Annotated in this window: 23 protein-coding genes; 11 read left to right on the top strand and 12 right to left on the bottom strand. The window is 71.8% G+C overall.

What is annotated here, in order from left to right; genetic code table 11:
- Window positions 1-241: 241 nt before the first annotated feature.
- Window positions 242-373 carry a hypothetical protein gene (locus BKA14_RS44005; RefSeq protein ID WP_260416518.1) on the top strand — a complete coding sequence of 44 codons (132 nt, stop codon included), beginning with the start codon at window positions 242-244 and terminating at the stop codon, window positions 371-373.
- A gap of 12 nt (window positions 374-385) precedes the next feature.
- Here BKA14_RS44005 and BKA14_RS16470 read toward each other — a convergent pair whose 3' ends face one another.
- The 8 genes from BKA14_RS16470 to BKA14_RS16435 all read right to left on the bottom strand — a co-directional run bounded on the left by BKA14_RS16470 (window position 386) and on the right by BKA14_RS16435 (window position 7,477).
- Window positions 386-685: a hypothetical protein gene (locus tag BKA14_RS16470; protein ID WP_184951816.1), complete on the bottom strand. Its 300-nt coding sequence runs from the start codon at window positions 683-685 to the stop codon at window positions 386-388.
- A gap of 49 nt (window positions 686-734) precedes the next feature.
- Window positions 735-2,369, bottom strand: coding sequence for a ricin-type beta-trefoil lectin domain protein (locus tag BKA14_RS16465; protein ID WP_184951815.1), 1,635 nt, complete (start codon window positions 2,367-2,369; stop codon window positions 735-737).
- A 3-nt stretch (window positions 2,370-2,372) separates the two neighbouring features.
- Entirely contained in the window at window positions 2,373-3,470 is a 1,098-nt protein-coding gene (locus BKA14_RS16460; RefSeq protein ID WP_184956780.1) for a ricin-type beta-trefoil lectin domain protein, read from the bottom strand.
- A 161-nt stretch (window positions 3,471-3,631) separates the two neighbouring features.
- Complete coding sequence (locus BKA14_RS16455; protein WP_239093603.1) at window positions 3,632-5,077, bottom strand: GGDEF domain-containing protein; 1,446 nt, start codon at window positions 5,075-5,077, stop codon at window positions 3,632-3,634.
- 260 nt (window positions 5,078-5,337) lie between these two features.
- Window positions 5,338-5,751: a hypothetical protein gene (locus BKA14_RS16450; RefSeq protein WP_184951813.1), complete on the bottom strand. Its 414-nt coding sequence runs from the start codon at window positions 5,749-5,751 to the stop codon at window positions 5,338-5,340.
- 44 nt (window positions 5,752-5,795) lie between these two features.
- Entirely contained in the window at window positions 5,796-6,116 is a 321-nt protein-coding gene (locus BKA14_RS16445; protein ID WP_184951812.1) for an STAS domain-containing protein, read from the bottom strand.
- Between the two features lie 43 nt (window positions 6,117-6,159).
- Window positions 6,160-6,588 carry an ATP-binding protein gene (locus BKA14_RS16440; RefSeq protein WP_184951811.1) on the bottom strand — a complete coding sequence of 143 codons (429 nt, stop codon included), beginning with the start codon at window positions 6,586-6,588 and terminating at the stop codon, window positions 6,160-6,162.
- Between the two features lie 70 nt (window positions 6,589-6,658).
- Entirely contained in the window at window positions 6,659-7,477 is an 819-nt protein-coding gene (locus BKA14_RS16435; protein ID WP_239093600.1) for an SAM-dependent methyltransferase, read from the bottom strand.
- A 386-nt stretch (window positions 7,478-7,863) separates the two neighbouring features.
- Here BKA14_RS16435 and BKA14_RS16430 point away from each other — a divergent pair, with 386 nt between their 5' ends.
- The 4 genes from BKA14_RS16430 (at window position 7,864) to BKA14_RS16415 (ending at window position 12,496) form a co-directional block, all read left to right on the top strand.
- A complete protein-coding gene (locus tag BKA14_RS16430) occupies window positions 7,864-9,093 on the top strand; it encodes a CE1 family esterase (protein ID WP_184951809.1) in 1,230 nt (409 codons plus the stop codon).
- 102 nt (window positions 9,094-9,195) lie between these two features.
- Complete coding sequence (locus BKA14_RS16425) at window positions 9,196-10,422, top strand: serine/threonine-protein kinase (RefSeq protein WP_184951808.1); 1,227 nt, start codon at window positions 9,196-9,198, stop codon at window positions 10,420-10,422.
- A gap of 116 nt (window positions 10,423-10,538) precedes the next feature.
- Complete coding sequence (locus tag BKA14_RS45065) at window positions 10,539-11,960, top strand: GGDEF domain-containing protein (RefSeq protein ID WP_184951807.1); 1,422 nt, start codon at window positions 10,539-10,541, stop codon at window positions 11,958-11,960.
- Between the two features lie 17 nt (window positions 11,961-11,977).
- Window positions 11,978-12,496 (top strand): SRPBCC family protein, encoded by a 519-nt coding sequence (locus tag BKA14_RS16415; protein WP_184951806.1) that lies wholly within the window; start codon window positions 11,978-11,980, stop codon window positions 12,494-12,496.
- 320 nt (window positions 12,497-12,816) lie between these two features.
- Here BKA14_RS16415 and BKA14_RS16410 read toward each other — a convergent pair whose 3' ends face one another.
- Window positions 12,817-15,138 carry a beta-L-arabinofuranosidase domain-containing protein gene (locus BKA14_RS16410; RefSeq protein ID WP_184951805.1) on the bottom strand — a complete coding sequence of 774 codons (2,322 nt, stop codon included), beginning with the start codon at window positions 15,136-15,138 and terminating at the stop codon, window positions 12,817-12,819.
- Between the two features lie 342 nt (window positions 15,139-15,480).
- Window positions 15,481-18,156, bottom strand: coding sequence for an nSTAND1 domain-containing NTPase (locus BKA14_RS16405; RefSeq protein ID WP_184951804.1), 2,676 nt, complete (start codon window positions 18,154-18,156; stop codon window positions 15,481-15,483).
- 236 nt (window positions 18,157-18,392) lie between these two features.
- Here BKA14_RS16405 and BKA14_RS16400 point away from each other — a divergent pair, with 236 nt between their 5' ends.
- The 6 genes from BKA14_RS16400 (at window position 18,393) to BKA14_RS16375 (ending at window position 23,942) form a co-directional block, all read left to right on the top strand.
- Window positions 18,393-19,685, top strand: a complete 1,293-nt coding sequence (locus BKA14_RS16400) for an extracellular solute-binding protein (RefSeq protein ID WP_184951803.1) — start codon at window positions 18,393-18,395, stop codon at window positions 19,683-19,685.
- Window positions 19,682-20,593 (top strand): carbohydrate ABC transporter permease, encoded by a 912-nt coding sequence (locus BKA14_RS16395; RefSeq protein WP_203722838.1) that lies wholly within the window; start codon window positions 19,682-19,684, stop codon window positions 20,591-20,593. The genes BKA14_RS16400 and BKA14_RS16395 overlap by 4 nt, the downstream gene beginning before the upstream one ends.
- Window positions 20,590-21,402, top strand: a complete 813-nt coding sequence (locus BKA14_RS16390) for a carbohydrate ABC transporter permease (RefSeq protein ID WP_184951802.1) — start codon at window positions 20,590-20,592, stop codon at window positions 21,400-21,402. The genes BKA14_RS16395 and BKA14_RS16390 overlap by 4 nt, the downstream gene beginning before the upstream one ends.
- 939 nt (window positions 21,403-22,341) lie before the next feature.
- Window positions 22,342-22,632 carry a hypothetical protein gene (locus tag BKA14_RS16385; protein WP_184951801.1) on the top strand — a complete coding sequence of 97 codons (291 nt, stop codon included), beginning with the start codon at window positions 22,342-22,344 and terminating at the stop codon, window positions 22,630-22,632.
- 33 nt (window positions 22,633-22,665) lie between these two features.
- Window positions 22,666-23,019, top strand: a complete 354-nt coding sequence (locus tag BKA14_RS16380) for a GntR family transcriptional regulator (protein WP_184951800.1) — start codon at window positions 22,666-22,668, stop codon at window positions 23,017-23,019.
- A complete protein-coding gene (locus BKA14_RS16375) occupies window positions 23,016-23,942 on the top strand; it encodes a DUF1648 domain-containing protein (RefSeq protein WP_184951799.1) in 927 nt (308 codons plus the stop codon). The genes BKA14_RS16380 and BKA14_RS16375 overlap by 4 nt, the downstream gene beginning before the upstream one ends.
- Here BKA14_RS16375 and BKA14_RS16370 read toward each other — a convergent pair.
- Both BKA14_RS16370 and BKA14_RS16365 read right to left on the bottom strand, forming a co-directional pair.
- Window positions 23,939-24,328 carry a hypothetical protein gene (locus BKA14_RS16370; protein WP_184951798.1) on the bottom strand — a complete coding sequence of 130 codons (390 nt, stop codon included), beginning with the start codon at window positions 24,326-24,328 and terminating at the stop codon, window positions 23,939-23,941. The genes BKA14_RS16375 and BKA14_RS16370 overlap by 4 nt on opposite strands.
- The gene (locus BKA14_RS16365; protein ID WP_184951797.1) at window positions 24,325-25,464 is read right to left on the bottom strand and encodes a VOC family protein; all 1,140 of its coding nucleotides are present in this window, start codon (window positions 25,462-25,464) and stop codon (window positions 24,325-24,327) included. Before BKA14_RS16365 ends, BKA14_RS16370 begins: the two co-directional genes overlap by 4 nt.
- Window positions 25,465-25,499 lie beyond the last annotated feature (35 nt).

Below are 25,499 nucleotides of genomic sequence, written 5' to 3'. Positions count from 1 at the left end.
AGGGCCGTCGCGGAGGCCGATCCGGGCCGTGTGGTCACGGTGACCAGGCTCTGGCCCGCCTCCTGAGGGATGCGCAGGGTCTGCTGGGTGATCGTGACAGCACCGGCGGCCCCTCGGCCGGCCGGGCATACGACCTTCGTCGTAGTCGGGCCGGCCGAGATCCGACTGCCTGCAGATGTCCGGAACGGGTGCCGCGGCGAAGAATCGAGGCGTCAACGCACCGACATCGCTGGGAGTGGACATGACTGTCGCACCGAAGACCTCCGAACCCGTCGCGTGGGCCTGGCCCGCCGTCTTCGCGTTGCTCATGCTGGTGGTCGCCGGTGCCGTCACCTTCGCCGCGGTGTGGTCGTGGAACCACTACACCGGCTGATCGCCCGCCCGGTCAGCGGACGGCGACGTCGTTCTGGCCAACCTTGACGTCCCTGGGGCGCGGGGGCCCGAAGCCGGCGCCCAGCGTCGTCCGGTCCAGCGTGTTGCCCGGCCGGTCGTTTCCCATCCACTCGGCGATCTTCATCGACGCGAAGCCGCGGTCGAGTCCGGTCGTGCTGCCGTCGAGCGCACCGATGAGGTCGGCGCCCGCGTCACGCAGCTGACAGCACGCCTGTATGGTCGCGTCGCCGCGCACGGCCGGCGGAGCGCCGGCCGTGCGCAGACGGAACCAGACCTTGGACCGGCCGGCCACACCCCGCGCGGGGTGTCGCCGGCCGGCTGGTCCCAGGCCCGAAGGACTCTCAGGATCGGCGGCTCCACTGCTGGTTGGCCGCGCCTGTGCAGGTCCAGAGCAGGGTCAGCGTGCCGTTGGCGGTTTGGTTGTTGTTGACGTCGAGGCAGAGCCCGGTCTGGTTGTTGCGGATCGTGCCGCCGGTCTGGGTCCACTGCTGGTTGCTGCCGCCGTTGCAGTCCCACAGCTGCACCTTGGTGCCCGCGGTGCCGTTGATCGGTGCATCGAGGCACTTGCCCAGGGCCTGCAGCGTCTGCCCGGAGGCGGTCCACTTCTGGTTGGCGGCGTTGCTGCAGTCCCAGACGACCGGTTGGGTGCCGTTGGTGGTGTTGCTGTTCGGCACGTCCAGGCAGCGGCCCGACGAGGAGCTGACCAGGCTGAAGACCGCCGGTGTGCTCGGCTCGCCCGTGGTGCCGCCGCTGACCCGGTACACGGCCGTGCCGTGCGCGGGCACGGCGGCGCTGATCGTGCCGGCGGTGGTGGTCGTGGCGCCGGTCCAGGCGTCGACCAGGGTGTACGAGGACGCCCCGGACTTGCCGATAGCCGCGGCCGTGGTGGCGATCGTCCGGGTCGAGCCGCTCTGGTTGAACAGGGCCACCGCGACGTCGCCGTTGGACAGGCGTTTGGCCAGGACGCGCTGGTTCGTGTCGCCCGCGACCTGGACGCCCTGGCGGCCCAGGGGGTCCTGGTTGACGGCGATGAGCCGCGGGTTCTTCAGGATCGTCTGGGTGGCGGCGGACATCGAGCGGATGTCGTTGCCGGCGATCAGCGGGGCGGCCATGACCGCCCACATGGCGAAGTGGGAGCGCTGCTCGGTGTCGGTCAGCGTGCCCCGGCCGACCTCCATCATGTCCGGGTCGTTGAAGCCGCCCGGCTTCGCGTAGCCGGCCAGCGGCACGGTGACGTCGATGATGTTCTGCACACCCATCGGGTAGCCGTTGACCTGGTCGGTCTTCCACACCAGCTGGATGTCCTCGGTGGTGCGCCAGATGTTGGCCACGTCGCCCCAGTCACGCTGCGGGCCGGTCTTGGCGTGGATGCTGTTGGGGTTGATGCTGTAGAGGATCGGCCGCCCGGTGGCGGCCAGCGCGTCGCGCATCTTGGCGAACGTGGCGACCTGCTCGGCGATCGTGCCGCTGGGGGAGCACCAGTCGTACTTGAGGTAGTCGACGCCCCACGCGGCGAACTGCCGCGCGTCCTGGGTCTCGTGGCCCTGACTGCCGGTCGCCCCCGGATAGTTGCCGAAGTACTGCGCGCAGGTCTTGTCCAGCGGTGCCTGATAGATGCCGAACTTCAAGCCCCGGCTGTGGATGTAGTCGCCGAGCGCTTTCATGCCGCTGGGGAAGCGGGCCGGGTCCGCCTGCAGGTTGCCGCCGGAGTCGCGGTTCGGGTTCATCCAGCAGTCGTCGACCACCACGTACTGATAACCCGCGTCCCGCATCCCGGTGCTGACGATGCTGTCGGCCATTCCCCGGATCAGCGACTCGTTGATGTTGCAGAAGAAGGTGTTCCAGCTGTTCCAGCCCATCGGAGGCGTGCGGCCCACCCCGTTGTCCAGGGCTTGCGCCGGGGTGGCGGTGACGACGAACGCGGTGCCTGACAGCAGCAGAAGCGCCGCCGCGAGCATGTTCCTGAGACGTCTCATGGGTTATCGACCGGTCCAGACCTGGTTGGCGGCGCCCGTGCAGGTCCACAGCTGGACCCGGCTGCCGGCGGCGGTGGCGTTGGCGCTGACGTCCAGGCACAGACCGGACGCGACGTTGCTGATGGTTCCGTTCGCGTTGCGGTTCCAGCGCTGGTTGGCCGCCCCGGAGCAGTCCCAGATCTGCACCTTGCTGCCGGCGGTGGCGCCGGTCGGTGAGTCGAGGCACTTACCGAGGGCTTGCAGGGTCTGGCCGGAGGCGGTCCATCTCTGGTTGGCGGCGCCGTTGCAGTCCCAGATGACCGGCTGGGTGCCGTTGGCGGTGTTGCTGCCCGGCACGTCCAGGCACCGTCCCGAGCCGGCTCCGGCCAGCGCGCCGCCGGTGGGTGTGCCGGTGGGCTCGCCGATGGTGCCGGGGACGGAGCGCAGCGCGGCGTACCAGACCGCGGCCATCTTGTCGTAGCCGCCGGCGGTGGGGTGGATGCCGTCGATGAGGTCCGCGGTGGTCAGCGCGGCGTGCATGTCGACGAGGTGGACCCGTTTGCCGGCGGCCACCTTGCCCTGCACGATGCCCGGGAGCGCGGCGTTGAAGGTACGGGCGGCCGACTCCTGGCTGGGCGAGGCGAGCGGGATGATGGTGGCCACGAAGACGTCCGCGGCGGGCGCGGCGGCGGCGATGCGGTCGATCAGCGTGGACAGCCGGCCGGGTGCGGAGGACACGTTGTAGTTCTGCAGGATGTCGTTGGTCCCGATGTGCAGCAGCACGGTGCGCGGGGTGGTGGTCTGCAGCCAGCGGGTGATGTTGGCGTCGATCTGGTCGATCCGCCAGCCCGGGTGGCCCTCGTGGTCGTGGTCGCCCAGGGCGGCGGGCCCGTTGAACTGGGAGCCGACGAGGTCGACGCGGTAACCGGCGCCGGCCAACCGCTGCCAGAGCCCGGTGCGATAGCCCCCGGGAACCTGTGTGCCCTCGGTGATCGAGTCGCCCAGCGGCATGACCCGAACCCCGCCGTTCGACTCCGCGGCGGCCGCGGCGGTCGGTGCGGCCAGTCCGATCAGTGACAGTCCCAGGGCGAGGGCGGCAGCCAGAAACCGGCTTTTTCGCATGCGCACAGATGCTCCTCCCGGCAGCGTGTGGAGCTGCTGGTTAACGTTAACAGGCTATTGCCAGCACGTTGCCAGAATGCGCCTAGGCATTCAAGGAGGACAATGAACTTGCATTGATCGGTTTTAACCGAAGGCTGCGGAAAACCGTTTCGTGAAAAGTGTTACCGCGCCATGTGCGGAGCAGTCGAGCCGGCGCCGGTGCCGCCGAGGACCCAGGTGCCACGGCCGCGGCGCTTCGCTTCATACATGGCCGTGTCGGCCTCGCGGAGCAGGGCCGTCGTGCTGCAGGGACGAGTGCCCTGATGCGCGGCGATGCCGATACTGGCCCCGATGGCGAGGCGCACGCCGCGGAAGGCAACCGGCCCGGCCAGTTCCTGCAGCACTCGCTCGGCCAGCTCAGCTGCCTCCTCGGCCGGCAGTCCCGGGCAGAGGACGACGAACTCGTCACCGCCCAGACGCGCTACGACATCGGTCTCGCGGACCGTGCTCGACAGGCGTGCGGCCACCGCGGTCAGAATCGCATCGCCGGCTTCGTGCCCGTGCTCGTCATTGATCTGCTTGAAACCGTCCAGGTCGAGATAGAGCACCGCGACCGAGGCGTCCGGGGCCGACAGCTGTCGTTCCAGGCGGCCGGTCAGCACCGCCCGGTTCGCCAGCCCGGTCAGCGGGTCGTGCTGCGCCTGATAGGCCAGCTGGGCCTGAGTGCGCTCCTGCTCACGCACCGCGATGGTGAAGCGGGTCAGCACGAACGAGGCGCACAGGGCGGTCGCCAGCAGCGCGGCGATCTCGGCCCGGCCGAAACCCGCGTGCATCAGGGTGAGCGTGGGTGCGGTCATCAGCGCCAGGCCGAGGAACAGCACGCGAGCCGGGTGCAGATTCGCGGTGGGTTCGGCCGGTGTCGTCAGCTCGGCTCGCGCCGGATGCAGGCAAGCAGCCACCACCGCGGCGTTGCCCAGCAGGATCAGTGGCCCGATGCGCTCGACCACGCTGTAGTCCAGCACGTACGGCAGAGCGTTGTAGCCGATGTCGACGAGCAGGTACAACAGCACCGCGCCGAGCAGCAGGCGGGTCGGCGCGGTGCGCGCGCCCGGCGACAACGCCACGAACAGGATCGCCGCCAGCAGCACGACGTCGCCGATCGGGTAGAGGACGGGAACGACCGTCTCCGCCATCGAGTAGCCCTGCCCGAGCTGCGGTTCGATGAGGAACTGCCACGCCGCCGCGGCGGCCGCGACCGTCATGGCCAGCGCGTCCAGCACCCCGCTGCGCAGCCGTCCGGGGGCGCGGCGGCGCGCCATCAAGGTCAGCGCCACCGCCATCAGCGGGTAACCGGACAACCAGAACGCGTCGGCCACCCCCACGCTCGGCACATCGGCGAACACGTAGAAGTTCACCAGTTCGGTCGCGTCCCCGGCGAACCACAACGTCTGGGCCAGCGCGACCAGCAGCCAGGGCCGGCGGGCCGGGCCGGGCGGCAGGCGCAGCGCCGCCCACCACGCCACCGAACAGACGGCGAGATAGAACGAGGCGTAGAGCAGATCACCGGGTTTTGTCCCGTAGCCCACCACACTGACCACGACGGCTCCGGTGACAGCCGCCAGTAACATCCCCACCCTGCTCGCACGCATGGTCGATCCGTCGGCCGTTCGCCGGGCGGCCTGAGCGGATGTGATCCGGATGACGCCGGGCGATCATTCGCAGCGAGGTCCTCGGTGCAGGTGAGGCGGCGCAGCGCGGGCAGCAGCACCGCCACCGTGGTCACCAATACCAGGACGGCGCCGGCCGCGACCGGGCCGTGAACCGGACCGGCAGCCCGGACAGCCACATCAGCAGGGCCCCGATCCGGGTTCCGGTTGCGACGGCAGGATCAGACCGGCACGGCCACTTGCAGCAGCACCGACCAGACCACCGTGCAGCCGCGGACAGCACGCCCAGGACGCGACGGCGCTCGTGCAGCCGGGAGGTCACGTCGAGCAGCAGGCCGGCCGTCATCAGCAGCAGGATCAGCCGCCCCCGGATCGCGTTGCCGCCCTACCGTGCGTCCATCCCCGCGACGATCGTGGTGCGGCCGGCCGGGGATCACCTCGCCGCGCACATGGTCCGAGCGGGCCTCGGTGCGCGCGTGCCGGGCGTCCAGCGTGACGGGCACCGACGCAGCCATCGGCGGCCCCGCCGCGCCGATGGCCACGCCCAGCGCCGCCGTCGCGGTGCGGGTCCAGCCGCGCCGGCCGCCGGCGAAGGCCAGCCGCAGGCCGAGGGCGAACCCGGCGGCGATCGTCATGGCGCGCCCCCATACACGTGGATGTACAGGGGGCGGCGGGGCTCCTATCGGCAGAGCACCTCGGACAGCCCGGTGATGTCGAGGACCTCCTGGACGGTGCCGCGGCCGTTGACGACGGTGAAGCCGCGCTCGGCCCGGCGAGCCGTCTGGTAGCCCGCCACCAGGCCCGCCACCGCGTGCGAGTCGATGAAACGGGTGTGCTCGAGGTCGACGACCACCTCGTCGATATGGGGCCGGCGGGCCGCCTCGATCAACGCGCGGGCGAGGGTGTCCCCGACGCTCACGTCGAAGTCACCGGTCAGGCTTACGCGCAGAACACCGGTGGGTGCCTCCCGCTCGGAGATCGTGAAGGGTGAGGTTGTCACGACCGCAGTTTCTACCATCGGGGTACGACAAAGGCGGCTGACGTCACCGGGAACGGGGAAAAGAGGCCCAGACGTGCTTGGCCGTCCCGGTGGTGTACCAGCAGACCTGCTCGGCCACGGCCAGGCAGATCGGCAGCCCGCGGCCGCCGGCGTGAATGTTCTGCGGGGCCGGGTCCGGTCGCGGCATTTCGCCCACGGCGCCGTCGCTGACGTCCAGGATGTAGTGCCCGTCGCTGCTCAGCAGCCGCGCCGTCGCCGGGGGTAGGCCGTGGCGCAAGGCGTTGCCGGCGAGTTCGGTGGCCACGAGTCCCATGTGCTGCGCGACCCGGTCGTCGGCGAGCCCGGGCGTCCGTTCCGCGAAGAACCGCCGGATGTCCTCGCGGATCCGGCGCAGGTCCCCGTCGCTCTCGATGTTCCAGGTGAGCAGCGTGGAGGTCGCCTCGGCCGGGCTGAGCATCCGCAGGGACTCCATGGGCCACGGTGATGCCCGCAGGCCGGAATCGGAAACGTACGTGACAGATTCTCGTCTTTTCCCGGCCGGTTCAGGGCTTGCGGCCGACCGCGCCGTAGATGCTGATCCGGCTCGGGTCGGTGTCGTCCCCGCCCGCCTCGGGACGCCAGCGGCTGATCAGCTCGACACCCGGCTCGACCAGCTCCAAACCGTCGAACAGGGCGGTGAACGCGGACCGGTCCCGCGGCCAGATGTCGCTGATGCCCGCGTCGAGCATGCCCTGGTAGCGGACCTTCTCCTCGTCGGGCATGAAGTCGGTGGTGAAATGCGTGACGGCCAGACAGCTGCCGGAGGGCAGCGCGTCGAGCAGGGTGCGGACGATCTTCTGCGCCTCGCCGGTGCCGGGCCGCACGAAATGCAGCACGGCGATCAGCATCAGCGCCACCGGCTCGGTCAGGTCGAGCGCCTGCCGTTCGCGGGCCGCCTCCAGGATGGCTCGCGGATCGCGCAGATCGGCCTCGATGTAGTCGGTGGCACCATCCGGGCTGCTGGTGAGCAACGCCCGTGCATGCGACATGACCAGGGGGTCGTTGTCGACGTAGAGCACCCGGCTGTGCGGAGCGATCCGCTGGGCCACCTCGTGCGTGTTGTCCGCGGTGGGCAGGCCGGTGCCGATGTCGAGGAACTGGCGCAGCCCGGCCTCGGCCGCCAGGTAGGTCGTCATGCGTCGCAGCACGGCGCGGTTGGCCCGGATCCCGGCGCGCATGCCGGGGAACTTGGCCTCGATGGCGTCGGCGGACTCCCGGTCGGCGGCGAAGTTGTCCTTGCCGCCGAGCCAGTAGTCGTAACGCCGGGCCGGATGCGGCACCGAGGTGTCGATCCCCCTCGACGTGGCGTCGGAGCCGGTCACGGAACCCCCATCGGCGGCAATGGATGCGGACAAGCGCACTGTAGCCGCCCGAAACGGATTCCGTGGCCCCGGCCGCGACGGCGGCACGGTGGCCGAGCGCGACACCCTGCTCACCGCGAGCGTGACCGGCGGCTGGTCGAGACGTACGTGCCGGCGCCGCCGGCGGAGCCACCGCGCCCAGGTCGTGGTCACTGCCTGCGAGCCCAGCCTGATCATCCGGCCGTGCTCAGCCCGGCCCAGCCGGACAGCGGCGTCTGAATGGTGCCAGAAAAGGGTGCTGAAAAACTGTTAATCACCGCGTGTTCATTGGCGTTCTTGAATCGGTGGGAGCGCTCCCGTAACGTGCCGGTAATCGTTGGTACCGTCCCCCGAATCGAGGAATCGTCATGCCGTTGCGAAGACTCGCCGGTGCCGCCGTAGCCCTACTGCTGGCCGTCGCCGGGGTGCTCACGGTGACGGCGGCCGGGGCCGGCGCGGCGAACACCGCCGGGTGCGGCAAGGCACCCACGCTGGCCAGCGGCACCCGGACCATCGCCAGCGGCGGCCAGAACCGCACCTACATCCTGCGGGTGCCGGACAATTACAACCGCAACCAGCCGTACAAACTGATTTTCGGCTTCCACTGGCTGAACGGCACCGCCGGCAATGTTTCCGGCGGCGGGTACTACGGCCTCCAGGGGTTGTCGAACAATTCCGCGATCTTCGTCGCACCGCAGGGCATCGACAACGGCTGGGCCAACACCGGCAACCGGGACCTCACCCTCGTCGACAACCTGATCAACCTGATCGAAGGCGACCTGTGCGTCGACACCACGCAGGTGTTCGCGCTCGGCTGGAGCTACGGCGGCTCGATGAGCTACGCCGTCGCCTGCGCCCGGCCCGCGGTGTTCCGCGCGGTCGCCGTCATCTCCGGGGCCAACCTCAGCGGCTGCAGCCCGGGCACCCAGCCGGTCGCCTACCTCGGGCTCCACGGCACCCACGACAGCGTGCTGAACATCTCGCTCGGCCGCTCGATCCGGGACACCTTCGTGCGCAACAACGGCTGCACGGCGCAGAACCCGCCCGAGCCGGCCCGGGGCAGCCTGACCCACATCGTGACCACCTATGCGGGCTGCCGGTCCGGATATCCGGTGGCGTGGGCGGCCTTCGACGGCGATCACACTCCGGAGCCGGTGGACGGGTCGACCTCGACCAGCGGTGCCCGCACCTGGGTCGGCGGCGAGATCTGGAAATTCTTCACCCAGCTCGGCGGCCCCACATCGCCCCCCACCACCACGCCGCCGACCACGCCGCCGACCACGCCGCCGGCCGAGCCGGGCGCCTGCACCGCCGTCTACCGGGTCACCGGCCAGTGGCAAGGCGGATTCCAGGCCGAGGTCACGGTGACGGCCGGCGCCACGGCGCTGACCGGATGGCGGGCCGGCTGGACCTTCACCGGCGGCCAGACCGTCAGCCAGCTCTGGGGCGGCCGCCACACCTCCAGCGGCAGCGTGCAGACAGTGCTGAACGAGACCTGGAACGGCGCTCTCGGCGCGGGCGCGTCGGCCACCTTCGGGTTCCTCGGCTCCGGAAGCGGCGCCGGAGCCGTTCCGCCGGTCACCTGCACACCGGCCTGAAAGCCGCCCGGGGCCCGTCTCGCGGATCACGTGGGAGCGAAGCGGGAGACGGGTCCCGGGCTTCGGGGTTTCGGCAACGGTCCACGGGAGATAGATGCGTCCGTGGATCGAGGAGAACTGGTCGCCGGGCGGTATCGGCTCCGGGAGGAGCTGGGGCGCGGGGGAATGTCGGTGGTCTGGCGGGCCGACGACGACGTGCTCGGCCGCGAGGTCGCGGTCAAGGTGCTGTCGGCCGTCCTGGCCGACGACCCGCACCAGCGGCGCCTGATCCGCGACGAGGCGCGCACCGCGGCCCGGCTGCGGCACACCAATGTCGTCGCGGTCTACGACTACGGCGATTTCATCGATCACGGGCGCACGTTGTCGTACGTGGTGATGGAACTGGCCGACGGCCGCACGCTGGCCCAGATGCTGAGCGGCGGCCGCCTGCCGTGGAAGGTCGCGACGCTGGTCGGCGCGCAGGTGGCCGCGGCCCTGGCCGCGGCCCACGCGGACGGCATCGTGCACCGCGACGTCAAACCGGCCAACGTCATGGTGACCAGCGCCGGCGTGAAGCTGGTGGACTTCGGGATCTCTGCCGCGGTCGGCGCGTTCGAGGGCAACGACCAGGTCGTGGGCACACCGGCCTACCTGGCGCCGGAGCGGATCAAGGGCGGACCGGTCCGGCCCGCCACCGACGTGTACGCCCTGGGTCTGCTGATGTATCTCGCCCTGGCCGGGCGGATGCCCTGGGACGCGTCGACCGTGACCGAGATGGTCAAGGCGCACGTCTATGCGAAACCGGCGCCCCTGCCGTCCGTCCCCGGCCTCCCGTCGGTGGTGACCCGGCTCGTTTCGCGCTGTCTGGCCAAGCGCCCGGCCGATCGGCCCACCGCCGTCGAGGTCTCGGAGGTGCTGGGTGAGGTGGCCGGCCTGCCGTCGGCCGCCCTGCTGCGCAGCGTGACCGCCCCGACCGTGACCCTGCCGCCGGTCCGGACCCGTCGGCCGCGCCGGTCGGTGCTGGTCGCGGCCGGGGTGGCCGCCGGGATGCTGGCCGCGGGCGGTGTCTGGTGGGGCGGCGGCGACGCGGCCCGGCCCGCTCAGGCCGATGCGGTCACGGCGCCGTCCGCCGAGGCGACGACCCGGACGAAGGCGCCGATGACAGCGGCTCCGGCCGAGCGGACGATCCGCTCGGTCCCCGTGTCACGCCGGCAAGCCGTCCCGGCCCGCAAACCGGTGCGGGCGGCCGCCGCCCCCGCGCCGAAGGCCGGCCCGCACAAGGCGAAGCCCGCACCGCCCAAGGCGAAGCCGGGCCACAAGCCGAAGGCGAAGCGGGGCCGCGGGAAGTGAAGTGAGGTAGGGGCTCATCTGGGAGGTGCTGGACGTGGCCCCGGGCCGCCCGGCTGATCGTCCTCCTCGTTCCCCGAAGTCCTCAGGTACGGCCGGAAGGGGCCGATCCGAGGCCCATGCTGCTGCGTTGCTACACCCTGGTCGCCGGGATCCTGGTGGCGACCTACCTGGTGTGGCCCTACGACCTGCGGCAATGGCCGTTCCTGGCGGTGACGCTGGGCGGCGTCCCGGCTGTCGTGCTGGCTTTGCGGCGGGCCCCGCGAGGCGCCCGTACGCCGTGGTGGCTGATGCTGACCTCGTTGGCGCTCTACAACATCGGCAACATCGTCTGGATCGTCATCGCCACGACGGGCGGCCGGATCACCGGTGACGGAACCGCAGCCGACCTGTTCTACACCGGGGGCGGGATGCTCCTGCTCGGTGCCTCGATCGCCGTCGTACGGCATCAGGGCCGGGGTGACGTCGGTGGCGTCCTCGACTCGATCATCACCGCGGTGGCCCTGGGCGGCGTGCTCTGGGACGCCGTGCTGCTGCCCGCGCTCACCCGGCAGGACGTCCCCGCGAGCCGGCAGTTGTCCCTGTTCGTCGGCGTCATCGTGATCGTCGGCACGCTCGGGGCGATGCTGCGGGTCTCGCTGGTCTCGCCGGCCGGGCGCACCGCGTCGATCCGGCTCTTCACCGCCGGGGTGGCGCTGACTCTCGCCGGCAACGTGGCCGCCGCGCTGGCGGTCGACGCGGACGGCATCCGCCCGGACTGGACGAACATGGTCTTCCTGGCCGCCTACGCCCTGGTGGGCGCGGCCGCGGTCCACCCGTCGGTGGCTCTGGTGACCCAGCCCGGCCGGGCCCCGAACGACGACCTGACCCCGGGCCGGCTGACCTTCCTCGGGGTGATGCTGGCGCTCACCCCGCTGATCGGCGGGGGCCGCGCCGTCCTGGGCCTGCCGACCGACGGCATCCTCATCGCCCTGTCCTCGGCCGCCCTGGTCCCGCTGGTCATGGTGCGGGTGGCCCGGCTGGCGGCCCAGCGCCGCGCGGCCGAACGGGCCCTGCACCGGCTGGCCACCCGGGACGGGCTGACCGGCCTGGCCAACCGCGGCGCCTGCCTGGACCACCTCGCGGCGGCTCTCGGCGACGGGCCGGGGGACCTCGCGGTGCTGTTCTGCGACCTCGACGGCTTCAAACCGGTGAACGATCGCCTGGGTCACGCCGCCGGTGACGAACTGCTGATCGCGGTGGCCGACCGCCTGCGCACCTGCGTCCGCGGCGACGACCTGGTGAGCCGGTTCGGCGGTGACGAGTTCGTGCTGATCTGCCGGGGCCCCGACGCGGTCGACGTGGTGGCCGCCCGCATCGCCGACCTGACCGCCCGGCCCTTCACCGCGGCCGGCGAACAGGTGCGCATCGGCGTCAGCGTGGGCGCGACCCGGGCGCGGGCCGCCGACACCACCGACGACCTGATCAACCGGGCCGACCTGGCCATGTACGAGGCCAAGAAGGCCAAGTCCGTGGGCGCCCTGAGCCTGGTCCTGGCCTGAGGCCTTAGGTTGGGGGAATGGCTGAGTTCAGTGTCGTGCAAGAGGTGGAGGCCCCCGCCGGTGCCGTGTGGGCGGCCCTGGTCGATTGGCCGCGCCACGGTGACTGGGCGCCGCTGACCGTCGTACGGGCCCTGCCGGGTCCGGCCGAGGGTGTCGGGGCCGGGTTCGTGGCCCGCACCGGCGTCGGCCCGCTGGCGTTCGACGACCCGATGACGGTGGTCGCCTGGCAACCGCCGGCGGGTGACGCGCCGGGACGGTGCGAGGTGGTCAAGTCGGGCCGGATCGTGCACGGCCGGGCCTGGTTCGCGGTGACACCGCTGCCGGGCGGGCGCAGCCGCGTGGTCTGGTTCGAGGACGTGACCGTCTCGCCCCGGCGCATCACCCGGTACGCCGGTCCCGCGCTCGCGCTGGCCGGGCGGCTGGGCTTCGCGGCCACGTTGCGGGCCGTGGCGCGAGACGTGGAACGCGATCACGCGGGTGGCTCGCCGGACGGCGACGGGCACAGACGGGCTGTCATCGACGGCGACACGCCGTAGACGGAGGCGTAGTCACGGGCGGACCGGCCGAGGTGGGTGGAACCCCACCGGTGGGCGATCCGTCCGCTCGTGGCGGCGGGCGCCGGCCGTTCCCCGGCCCGGGCCGGCACTGGCAGCGCTGATAACCGGCCAGGATGACGGCGACGGCGAACGCCGCCGCCGTCTGCTGACCGACCTCGATGCCGTCGAGCGCGGCTTGCGGCGGCCACCCGGCCCGGCCACCCGGCTCGTCCTTCTCGCCGCGCGCGAATACCTGCGCACGGAGCTGCGGCGCCGGGACAACCGGCCCGCTCCGGCCGGCCGGGTAGGACCGCGGCGGTTCAGACCAGACGCCAGTTGTTGTCGGCGCTGCCGTTGTCGGCGTCCTGCACCACCTGCGTGCCCCAGGTGCTGGAACCGTTGAGGACGGCCAGCAGTTTGCCGCTGTTGACGTTGCGGATCCGGTACGTGCCGTTGCCGTTGTCGACCAGCGTCCACCGGTGGTCGGCGGTGCCGGTGTCCGACCACTGCAGGACGCGCGCGTTGTCGGCCGTCGACATGTTCTCCACGCCGAGAACTTTGCCGCTGTTGACGTTGCGGAACCGGACGGCCGTGCCGTCGGTGATGCGCTCCCACTGATGGTCGGCGGTTCCGGTGTCACCCCAGACCACGGCCAGGCCGCCGTCGGCGGTGGACATGTCCTTGACGCCCAGGACCAGTCCGGTGCCCACGTTGACCAGTTTCACCGTGGCCCCGGTGCTGCCGCCACCGGTGTTCCAGTAGACCGCGTAATTGAAGCCGTGCGCGTCGTGGAACGGCCCGATGGCCACGGTGGTGCCGTTGGCGGTCGCGGTGAAGGCGAGCGCGCCCGAGCCGGTGCGGTTGATCGACGACACGGCCAGCGCCGGTGCCGCGCTCAGCGCGGTGTTGCCGTAGTTGCCGCACAGGACGGCCGGCCCGTACGTGATCGCCTGAAGGTTCGGGTTGTCGTTGGCCGCCTGCATGATCACCCGCATCGGCAGCCGCACCGTCAGCGTGTCGCCGGCGGCCCAGGTCCGCGTGATCGTCGCGTAACTGCCCGGCGTGGCGGTGACGGTCTGGCCGACACCGTTGACGCTGATCACCGGGTTCTGGGTCCAGGCGGGGATGCGTACGCGGATGCTCCAGGAACCGCTCATGGAGCCGGACAGCGTCAGGGTGGTGGTGTCGCTCGCGGGGTAGGTCGTGGCCTGGGTCACGGTGATGCCGCGCTGCGACCAGGTCAGCGTCGAGGGCACGAACAGGTTCACGGTCAGCGTCGTGCCGGCGTAGAAATAGATCGAGTCCATCAGTTTCGTGTTGGTCTCGATGCCGGTGCCCTGGCAGCACCAGAACGAGTTGTAGTCGGTCGAGTAGGTGCCGCCGCCCCAGGCCGGGCCGACACCCCGGCGCCCGCCGGGTCGCAACGGCGTGAAGTACGTGACGCCGCCGTGGCTGTCGGCCGGGTTCTGCGCCCCGATCAAGTGGTTGAGCAGGGCTCGCTCGTAGAAGTCGAAGTAGCCGGCGTTGCCCGGGTCGAGCAGCCACAGTTCACGGGTGAGCTTGAGCATGTTGTGGGTGTTGCAGTGCTCGCAGGTGTCGTTGCTCAGGTAGCCGGCGATGGCGTTCGGGGCCCGGAAATGCTCGGCCTGGCTGTTGCCGCCGATGGCGTACGTGTGGGCCCGGGTGGTGATGGCCCACGCGTTGGTGGCGATGTCGCGGTAACGAGTGGTGCCGGTGGCCTTGTACTCGCGGGCCGCGCCGATCCACTTGGGTACCTGGGTGTTGGCGTGCAGCCCGTTGAGCTGGTCGGAGCCCGCCGTCAGCGGGGAGAACACGGCGGCGTGGTCGAAGCGCTGGGCCACGGTGAGCCATCTGGTGTCGCCGGTCTGCTGATAGATGTCGGCGAGCACCTCGTTCATGCCACCGAACTCGGTTCCCAGCATCGCCTGCATCTGGCTCGAGCTCAACCGGGCCGTACGGGTGTCGACCCACCCGGCCAGCGCCAGCAGCACGGTCCGGGCCTGGGTGTTGCCGGTCCAGCGCCACACGTCGAGCAGCCCGGCCAGTGTCTTGTGGATGCAGTAGTACGGCACGTTGCCGTTGGACAGTGTGCGCGCCTCGAGCGCGGTGAAGTCCGACTCCGGAAAGCCCGAGAGGTATCCCGTCGCGAACCCGGCGGCGGCGTTGTTCGCCTGGCACTTGGCCAGTTCGGCCACCATCAGATCGGCCTTGTCGCGGCAGGTCGTGTCGCCCAGGGTGGCGTACGCCTGAGCCCAGGCGGTCAGGAAGTGGCCCTGCACATGGGAGCGGAACGGGAAGGTGGGGGCGTCCCATCCGCCGTTGGCGGCCGCGCCGCCGGTGGACAGCCGGTGGTTGGCCCGGAAGACGTAGAGCAGGCGGTTGACGTCGACGAACCGCAGATAGCTCAGGGTCCTGTTCTGGTTGTCCAGGAACCGGCCCGTGGTCAGCCGCACCTGGCCGGGATCGAACGCGAAGGCGGCCGCGCCGGTGTCCGGCCGGGCCGGCGGCACGACCGCGGCGGCCGCCGGGCGGGCGGCGAGCGCGTCGCCGGCGGCAGCGACCAGGGCTGCGGTCCCGGTGGCTTGGAACAGGCGGCGACGGCTGAGGGGGGCAGACGACATGTCGGACACTCCTGGGCTGGGGGACGGGTCGACCATGACGGGCACGAGCGGGTTGTTATCGTTAACAACCTCATCCGCCATGGACTCCGGACGGTGGTGGGGGATGTGGCCGATGTTGCCAGACCCGTCCGTCTTGCTCAAGACATGGAGGTGTGCCGATGTGACGACTGTTTCCACTCCTTCCGCATAACACTTCGGCGAGAAGGCATGCCGCGGCGCGCCGCGCGGGAGCGCTCCCATACGCCTATTCCGACCTGATGTCAAAAGCCCAGGTCAGGGGTTGGGGAGTTGGTCGGAAACCGGTTATTTGCATCGTTCGACGTCGATGAAGAATGGCAATGGTCAATCCGGGCACAATGGTTTCGGAGTGGCGCCGGGTAAGCGATCCCAGTCCACCGTGACCGGAGCCGAGCAGATTTCACGAACGACCCGGGGCAGGTCGCTGTCCAGCTGCCACAGCGCACCCCGAGGACCGAGTACGGCCACGCGGCCGCCGTCGGGACGAGGGGCGCCCAGGTCCAGGCCCTGGGTGTCGACGGACAACAGCGGCGTGCCCGAGCCGGCGTCCCACAGCTGCACCCGGTCCGGATCGGCCAGCGCCACGGCCGGCCCGGCCTGGTCGAAGGCCGCCACGGTGGGATGTCTCAGGCCGTCCACGCGGGCCGCTGTGCGCACCTCTCGCAGGTCCCGGGCGTCCATCAGCACCGCCTGACCCGTCTCGGACGTGGCCACGATCAGTCCACCGGGCCCGGCCGACAGATACATCCGGTACGCCTCGCGCAGGAGTGTGGCGGTCCGGACGCCGTCGAGCGTCCACTGCTCCACCGTGTAGACGCCGCCGACGAGCCGGCACAGGAGGATGCCGGAGCCGTCCGGCAGCAGCGCCGTGCTCTGGACGCCAGGGGCGGGCAACCGGCGTACGGTCCGCTCCCCGGCCCGCCACACCTGGGCCCTGTGGTCCTCGGACACGCCGGACAGCAGGGTGCCGGTGCGGTCCAGGCTGTCGGCGACCGGGAGATCAGCCGGAACGGTCACCGAGCGCGGATGATCGAGATCGGACAGGTCCCAGAGCACGGAGACCGGTCCGTTCCGGTAGACCGCCCGCCGTTCGTCGGCACTCATCAGATACAGGAAGCCGTCGCCGGTGGGCAGCGCGGCCGCCGGCAGCCACGAGTCGCCGTCCGGGCGCCACAGCTGCTGACCGTCGGTGACGCCCGGCTCCCACGTGATGGCGACCCGGCCCGGCGTGGTGGCGAAGCCACCGCCCAGCGTGGTGGCGGTCGCGGCGGCGTGGGCCAGCACCAGCATGGTCCGGGTCTGATCGCTCGGCGCGATCCGGTGCGCCGCCAGGGCCAGTGCCTGCGCATCCTGAGGCCGCGAGATCAGCAGGCCGCGGGCGGTGTCGACGGCGCGCAACGCCACCGCCTCGTTACGCTGCCGGGTCGCCGACCGTTGCGCGACGACGGCGGCGATCGCCGTGCCGGCCAGCAGGACGGTGAGGGCGGCCAGCACGGCGACGAGCCGGCGCAAGCGGCGCGCGGCCCTCCGCGCGACCGCCGACCGTGTCTGCTCAGCGGCCTGCCCGGCATCCAGGAAGGCGCGTTCGCGCTGGTTGAGCCGCTCGCGCAGGCGGACCGCCTGATCGAGGCGGGCACCGCGGTAGAGGGTGTCGGGGTCACGGTCGTGGGCCTCCCAGACGGCGGTGGCCTCGCTGACCCGGTGCTGTGTGCGCAGATCGTCCCGGTTGCGGGCGATCCAGCCGACCAGCCGGGGCCAGGCGTGCAGCAGCGCCTCGTGAGCCAGTTCCACGCTGTCCCGGTCGATGGTGATCAGCCGGGCCGCGGCGAGCCGGTCCAGCAGCGCCGCCGGCGCGTCGAGCTCCGGCCGTCGTACCCGGCGCTTGGTGTCCTGCGTGCCGTCACCGGGCACCACCAGGCGCAGGAACAGCCGCTGGGCCGCCGTCCGGTCGGCCTCGCCGAGCTCGTCGAAGATCTGTTCGGCGGTGCGCGCCAGAGCGTGCCGGATGCCGCCGACGTCCTCGTAGCCGGTCAGGGTGAGGACCATGCCGCGCCGGCGCTGCCACGTCTCGGCCAGCGTGTGCGACACCAGCGGCAGCGCGGCCGGTTGACCGGCCACATCGGAGATCAGCCGGGCCACCAGCGCCGTCTCCAGGGACGCCCCGGCCCGGGTGGCCGGCTCGGTCACCGCCGACCGGAACTCCTCGGCCGACATCGGCCCGACCAGCACCTGCGCGCGGTGCAGCGCGGCCACCAGCTCGTGGTGACGCGCGCAGTGAGCGTAGAAGTCGGCCCGGACACCGACCACGATCCGGCTCTGCGGCCCGGCGGCCGACGTCAACGCGCGGATCAGCCAGCGCCGGGCCTGCTCGTCGCAGAGCGTGAAGCACTCCTCGAACTGGTCGACCACCAGCAGCAGATCGCCGGACGCCTTGGCCAGCCAGCCGCGCAACGCCTGCGGGTCGGCGGCCAGGTCGTCGTGGACCCGATCGGCGGGCTCGTCGGCCAGGCCCGCCACCGCCACCGCCAGCTCGGCCACGGGGTCGGCGCCGGGCGTGACCACCAGGGGTGTGCGCTGCGTGCGGGCCGCCAGCCCCGCGCGCAGCAGGGAGGACTTGCCCGCGCCGGACGCGCCGAAGACCCCGGCGAACGGGCGCTCGTCGACCAGGGCCAGCAGCGTGCCGATCAGGGCCTCGCGTCCGAAGAAGCGGTCGGCGTCCTCGACCTGGTAGGCGGCCAGGCCCACGTAGGGCGACGGTGGCGCGCCCGGCGCACCCGGCTGGGCGTCGGCCAGCCGCCGCCACCGGTCCGTCCACTCGTCGGCGTCGCCGTCGCAGGCCCGGACGAACGCCACCGTGACCGCGAGGCTGGGCAGCCGCCGCCCGGACACGGCTTCGGACAATGCCGCGGCCGAGTAATTCGTCCGGCGGCCGAGTTCGCGATATGTCGGTTCACCGGCCCGCCGGCGCAGCCGTCGCAAGTCACCGGCGAATTGCAGCAACGGCGAATCCTCGGACTCCAGTGGTCGTTCCCGTCGTGGCACGACACCCCCATTTCGTCATCCGCCTCCTGCTGTATATACGACGCCATCCAGTCCGAGAAGAGCGACAAAGATCAATCCGAATCGAGTAGTGATGTTCGGGGTCTGTTGTTCAGCGCCCGGCACCGAACCCGAACAACGTCCGGGCTCCTAGCGTCCTGGTCATTCGGCCTGCGCCGTGGACTCAAGGAGCGAACATGAACACGAATCTTTCCCGCCGTGGCTTTCTCGGGCTGGGCGCCGCCGTCGGCGGTGGAATGCTGCTGTCCGCCTGCGGCGGCGGATCCGCGTCCGGCGGGGACGGCGGCAGCCTGAAGTTCTGGGACATGCCGTGGGGTCAGGCCAACTACACGGCGGCGGCGAAGAAACTCACCGAGTCCTACTCGCCCGCGGGCAGCCTCCCGAAGGCGACGTACCAGGGCATCCAGTGGGCCAACTTCAGCCAGACCTTCTCGTCGGCGATCGCCTCCAAGACCGGGCCGGCAGTCAGCACCGGCGGCGGCTTCCAGGCTTTCCAGTTCGCCGACCAGGGCGCGATCGCGTACGCCGACAACGTCATCAGCCAGTTCCAGAAGGACGGCACCCTCGACGACTTCCTGCCCGGCCAGCTCGACGCGATGAAGACCGCCAAGGGGTACGCGGCGGTGCCGTGGCAGCTCGACTTCCGGGTCTGGTGGTACCGCAAGTCGCTGCTCGACGCGGCCGGCCTCAAGGTGCCGACCACCTGGGACGAGCTGCTGGACGCCTGCCGCACGCTGGCCGGCCGGGGCCTGTTCGGCTTCGGCACCGGCGCCGGGGCCGGCAACAACCTGGGCAGCCAGGGCCTGCACCTGATGATGCTGAACAACGGCGGTGGCCTGTTCGACGCCGACGGCAAGGTCGACGTGGTCACCGAGGCCAACCTCGAGGCGATGCGTTTCGTGCAGGAACTCGTCAAGGTCAAGGCGGTCGACCCGGCGTCGATCAGCTACACCACCGACAACCTCATCGCGCAGTGGCGGAACAAGAAGGTCGCGATGGGTGTGCACACCGCCGGTCTGGACACCGACACGGGGGAGACCGACGGCGACCTGCAGGTGATGAGCCCGCTGGCCGGTCCCGGCGGCGCCAAGGCCGGCCTGGTCTTCCAGAACAACATCATGATGTACGCCAACACGCCCTCGCAGGAGGGCTCCGAGGCGTTCCTGTCGTACTACATCCGCTCCATGAAGACGCTGTGGCAGCAGAACGTGGTGGCCGGGCTGCCGGTGCTCAAGTCGATCGTGGCCCTGCCCGAGTTCCAGGCGCAGAAGCAGAAGGCGAAGATCATCGCGGAGTGGGTGCCGGTCGCCAAGACCTTCGCCGCGCAGTCGCCGACCCTCTTCGGAGGGCTGGCCGCGGTGGACTCCAGCCAGCCGATCACCCAGTTCGCGCAGACCGTGCTGGCCGGCCAGGACCCGAAGCCGGCGCTGGAGACGCTGCAGAAGGCGCTCGAGGCGATCGTCAAGTGACAGTCACCGCCACTCGTCCCGAGGTCGGGACCGCCCGTACGGGCAAACCGCGCCGAGCCCGGCGGACCCTGCTCTGGCTGGTGGCGCCCTCGGTGGTCCTCCTGCTGCTGATCAACGCGTACCCGCTGGTCTACGCCGCGCTGCAGTCGGTCCGCGACGGCTCGCTGATCAACGCGGGCGACTACGTGGGCTGGGACAACTATCGGGCCACGCTGACCAGCCCCGCCTTCTGGCGCTCGGTGCAGTTCACGCTGATCTTCACCGTCGTCGGGGTGTTCGGCAGCTGGCTGGGCGGCCTGGGGCTGGCCCTGCTGCTGCGCACGCGCATCCCCGGCCGTACGGTCTTCAAGACGCTGCTGCTCCTGCCGTGGGTGGTGCCGGTCGTGGTGTCCTCCACGGCATGGAACTGGCTGGTCGCCACCCCGCAGAGCCCGCTGCCGAGCCTCGCGCAGGCCCTGGGCCTGGGCACGCCGCTGTTCCTGGCCGACCCGACCCTGGCCAAGATCACCGTCTGTGTGTTCAAGGTGTGGATCAGCGTCCCGTTCATGATGATGCTGATCAGCGCGGCCCTGGCCGGGGTCGACCACACCGTGTACGAGGCGGCCGACGTCGACGGCGCCACCAAACGGCAGCAGTTCGTCCACATCACACTGCCGATGATCAGCCGATCCACCTACATCTCGTGGATCCTCATGACGATCTTCTGCGTGAACGACTTCCCGACGATCTTCCTGCTCACCGGGGGTGGACCGGTCGACGCCACCACCTCGCTGGTCGTGCTCTCCTACCGCACGGTGTTCCAGAACTTCCAGGTCGGGCCGGGCGTGGCCATCGCCTTCCTGATGACCGCGACCCTGGTCGTGGTCTCGGTGGCCCTGTACCGGCAGATCAGAAAGGCGCACGTATGACGACCGACCGTGGCCGGTGGTGGCGTTTCGCGGCCATCCTGCTCATCACCGGCATCGTGCTCGTGCCGGTGGCGGCGGTGCTGATCCTGTCGCTGCGCCCCGGCGTGGCCTCGGGCAGCGACGCCGCCTTCGGCCTGGCCAACTTCACGCACATCTTCACCGACATCCCGACCCTGACCTGGCTGGGCAACAGCCTGGGGGTCACCCTGGCGACGGTGGCCGTCTCGGTCGCGGTGGCCGCACCGGCCGGGTACGTCCTGTCCCGCGGCCGCAGCCGCTCGGTCTCCACGTACTCGCTGCTGCTGTTCATCGTGCAGTCGCTGCCGGTGATCACCGCCGTGATCCCGTTGTTCATCCTGTTCGCCCGGGTCGGCCTGGTCGACAACCTGGTCGGGCTGGGCATCGTCTACGTCGGCGCCTCGATGTCGGTGGCGATCTGGATGATGGCGGCCTACATCGACTCGATCCCGGTGACGCTCGAGGAAGCGGCCTGGATCGACGGGGCGTCCCTGTTCACCGGCTTCACCCGGATCGTGCTGCGCAACTCGCTGCCCGGGCTGCTGTCCACCGCGATCTTCACGTTCCTGGTGTCCTGGAACGACTACCTGGTGGCCATCGTCTTCCTGCGCTCCCAGGAGCGATTCACCCTGCCGATCGGCGTCCAGACGTTCTTCCAGCAGAACGGCACCGACTGGGGCTCGGTCATGGCGCTGGCCGTCGTGATGATGCTGCCCCCGGTCATCGTCTTCGCCACGCTCAACAAGTACTTCAGTGTCGGCGGAATCGGCGGTTCGCTGGCCGGCACCTGAGGCGGCCGGTGCCGCTGCCGCCCGGCTTCGTGGGTGCCGGGCGACAGCGGCGTCGTGCCGTTTCCACCGCCGCACCGCCCGCGCCGCGCCGCCCGCGCCGCGCCGCCCGCGCCGCGCCGCCCGCGCCGCCCCGTCCGCGCCACCCCGTCCGCGCCGCCCGCGCCGCCCCGCCCGTGTCGCGCCGCGCGCCCGCGTCCCGCCCGTGTCGGGCCGCGCCCGTGTCGGGCCGCGCCCCGCCCTGATTGAGCCCGCGCCGCCCCGCCCGTGTCGCGCCGCCCGCCCCGCGCCGCTCACGCGCCCCGCGCCGCTCACGCGCCCCGCGCCGCTCACGCGCCCCGCGCCGCGCCAACCGTCCGTGCTGTGCAACCGCGCTGCGCCACTCGATCGCGTCGCTCGCCAGCGCTGCACCATCGCGCCGCTCGTCCGCCCCGCGCCTTGCGCCGGCCGCACGGCGCCACCCCGGCCGCCCACACCACCCTCCGGTCGGCGAGTGGTTGTTATAGCGGCCTCGTGCCGTTTCAACCGCCGCGCCTTCCGCCGGCGTTCCTTCGCGCCGCGCTGCCCGTGTCGCGCCTCCCGCCCGCGCCGCTAGCCCACCGCGCTCGCCCGCTAACGCGCCATGCCCCTTGTCCGAGCCGTGCCCCTCGTCGGTGTCGTGCCCCTCGTCGGTGCCGCGCCTCCCGCCCGCTATGGCCGCGCGGCGCCAGCCCGCCCGAGCCGCGCCGCGCTACTCGTCCGTGCCCCGCTGCCACCGGCGCCCCGCCGCTGACGGCCCCGCGGTGCTCGCCGGCCCCGCGCTGCTCCCTCGCCCGCGTCGCTCGCGCCGCGCTACTCGTCCGTGCCCCGCCGCCACCGGCGCCCCGCCGCCACCGGCCCCGCGGTGCTCGCCGGCCCCGCGCTGCTCCCTCGCCCGCGTCGCTCGCGCCGCGCTACTCGTCCGTGCCCCGCCGCCACCGGCGCCCCGCCGCTACCGGCCCCGCGCTGCTCGCCGGCCCCGCGCTGCTCGCCGGCCCCGCGCTGCTCGCCGGCCCCGCGCTGCTCGCCGGCCCCGCGCTGCTCGCCGGCCCCGCGCTGCTCGCCGGCCCCGCGCTGCTCGCCGGCCCCGCGCTGCTCGCCGGCCCCGCGCTGCTCGCTCCGCCCGCGTCGCTCGCGCGGCGCCTCCAGGCCGCGACGGCCGCACGGCGCCACCCGCCCAATCCGTGCCGCCCGGCCGCCCACGTCACCCACTAGGTCAGCGAGTGTTTGTTATAGTAGAATGCAAACATGTTGTTCCGGGTGGACGTGGCGGCGGCCGAGCCGCTGGCCGATCAGATTGCTGCGCAGGTTCGTGGGGGCATCCTGCGGGGCGACCTGACACCGGGGGAGCGGCTGCCGGCCGCCCGTGAGCTGGCCGACGTGCTCGACGTCAACCTGCACACCGTGCTGCGGGCCTACGCGAAGCTGCGCGACGAGGACCTGATCGAGCTGCGGCGCGGCCGGGGCGCGGTGATCCGCGGCGACGCCGACGCGGCCCGCCTGCGGCTCGTCGAGCTGGCCCGCCAATTCGTGGGCGAGGCCCGCCGGCAGGGCCTGGCCGACGCGGAAATGCTCGCGATAGTGAAGGAGGCACAGCCATGAATCGACCGAGGACAATGGCCGCGATCATCGGAATGTGGCTTCCGGCCGCGGTCACCGCGGTCACCTGGGCGGCCTGGTCCGACCGGCTGCCCGACCGGATGGCCACGCATTGGAGCGGCACCGGCCCGGCCGACGGATTCAGCTCGACGGGCGTCTTCTGGACGGCGATGCTGGTCACCGGCGTGGTGGCCGGCCTGGCCGGCGTCGTGGCCGCCCTGCGCTCCGGGGGCGGCGCGGCTGGTCTGCGCTACCTGCTGGGCGCGGCCGGGGCGCTGGCCGGCGGTGCCGCGGGCGTCTGGGTCGCCACGGCCACCGCCACCCTGGACAGCCCGGCCGATCCGCGGCTGGGCTGGCGCCTGCTGTATTTCGTGGCCGGACTGGCCTGGGGTGCCGTCGTTGCGCTGGTGGTGGGGCCCGCACCGGCTGGGGTGCAGCCGCCACCCGCGTCCGTCGCCCCGCTCGACCTGGCGCCCACGGAGCGTGCCGCGTACAGCGTCACCCTGCGGGCCCCGGTGCTGCTGGCCTCGTTGGCGGCGGCCGCGCTGCTGGTCGCCGTCGTGGCGGCCGTCGGGCAGGCCCCGATCTGGCCCGTGCTCGCCGTGCCGGTGGTGGGCGTGCTCGTCTTCGGCCGCATCCGGGTCACCGCCGACCGGCGCGGCCTGCGCGTGACGGCCGGCCTGCTCAATCTGCCGCTCAAGACCATCGGGCTGGCCGAGATCACCGGGGTCGAGGAGGCCGAGATCGAGCCGCTGGAGTGGGGCGGCTGGGGTTACCGCGTCACCCCGGCGCGGGCCGCTCTGGTGCTGCGCCGCGGCCCCGGCCTGGTCGTTCATCAGACCGACGGCCGCCCCTTCGCCGTCACCTTGGACGACCCCCGCACCCCGGCCGCGCTGCTCACCGCGCTCGTCGCCCGTACGGGTTAGGAGGCCGTGGTTCGCGGCCGGAACCAGGCCCGGGAGGGCGGCAGGGCCAGCAGGACGGCGATGGTGCCACCGACCAGGGCCCGGAGCACGCCGTCGGCCGAAATCGTGTGCTGGTACTGCCATTCAGCCGGCGCGGCGAGCACCTGCACCGCGGCGACCGCCATGACGAGCCACGCGATGCCCCGGGACCGCTGCAGGAGCTTGACGACGAACGAGTAGCCGACCGCGGAGCAGATCAGCAGCGATCCGATGACATAGCCGGCCCCCTGGAGATCGTCGTCGCGGACCAGCGTCACGAAGAACAGCACACAGGCGATGCCGATGAGAACACACGCCGCCATCACGGTGTGCGGTGGCCGGGTGCGCCGCGTGGACCTCTCACTCATCGACCGATCACCACTTCGTTGCCTTCGGGGTCGGCTATCAGCAGGCGATCCGGCGATTCCTCGAGCAGCCGGCCCCCGGCCGCGAGCATCGTGCCGAGGCGTGCCCGTACGAGGTCCGCCGGCACAGCAAGCTCGACGTGGATGCGGTTGCGCTGCCGCCGCCGTGCCGTGTCCGCAGTGTCGAGCTGCTGGAACACCAGCACCGGGTTCAGCCGCCGCGGGTCGTGGATGTCGCTCACCCCGGCCCGCCGGTCGCCGGTGTAGCCGAGCGCGGTCAGCCAGAACGCGCGAACCGCCTCGACGTCGGCGGCGTCCAGGAAGAGCTGGGCGAAGTGCGGCAGCCCCGGATCCGCGGTGGCCCCCAGTTCGCGTGCGGCCGTCTGCAGGCGGCCCGCGAGGTCGAGGTAGGCGCCGTCCTCCCACTGATCCTTGCCGCTGTCGAGGATCACGAGCCCGGGCCGCAGGTCGATCAGCAGCGGGAAGCCCGCGTCGCCGGCCAGCGCCGCCGCGGTGGTGGCCAGTTCCCGCTGCTGCGCCGGCGAGGTGGTGCGATAACACGCGATGGTGCTGAACACCGCCTGCCAGTCGGCCGTGTCGAGCGCCGCGCCCGGCACCAGGTCGACCTCGTTGCCTTCCGGGTCGGGCTGACAGACCCCGTACGGTCCTGATCCCGGGCCCAGGCCCACCCGCTCGACCACTGCCGCCGGGCGCACCACGTCGAGGTGGATGCGATTGCGCAACGGGCGCGGCTCGGGCAACGTCCTCACCCGTACGGCGGGGTCTCGCCGCAACGGGTCCACCAGACCACCGTCCGGACCGGGCACGTAGCCGAGCACGCCCTGCCAGAACCGTCGCACGACCGGCGCATCCGCGGCCTCGACCACGACGCTCACCTGCTGCAGCGCGGCCGGATCGGCGCGGAACCCGAGGTCGCGCGCGGCCGCCGACACCGCACCGGCGTGCTGATCCGATGCGAGGCGCACCCGTACGCCCGTCGAGCGCAGATCAACCGCGATCTCGGCCGGCAGCTCCACAACTCGCCCGGCCAGCCCGGCCGCCGCAGTCAGCGACGGGGCGTCGAACCAGGCCGTCATGACGCCGTCGACTATTCGCCAGTCCGCTCCTGCCTCTGCCATGACGGCACTCTAGAGCCCGATCCCGCCGCAAGATG

It is taken from the genome of Paractinoplanes abujensis (assembly GCF_014204895.1).
Lineage (GTDB): Bacteria > Actinomycetota > Actinomycetes > Mycobacteriales > Micromonosporaceae > Actinoplanes > Actinoplanes abujensis.
This window is presented reverse-complemented; position numbering and strand designations above follow the sequence as displayed.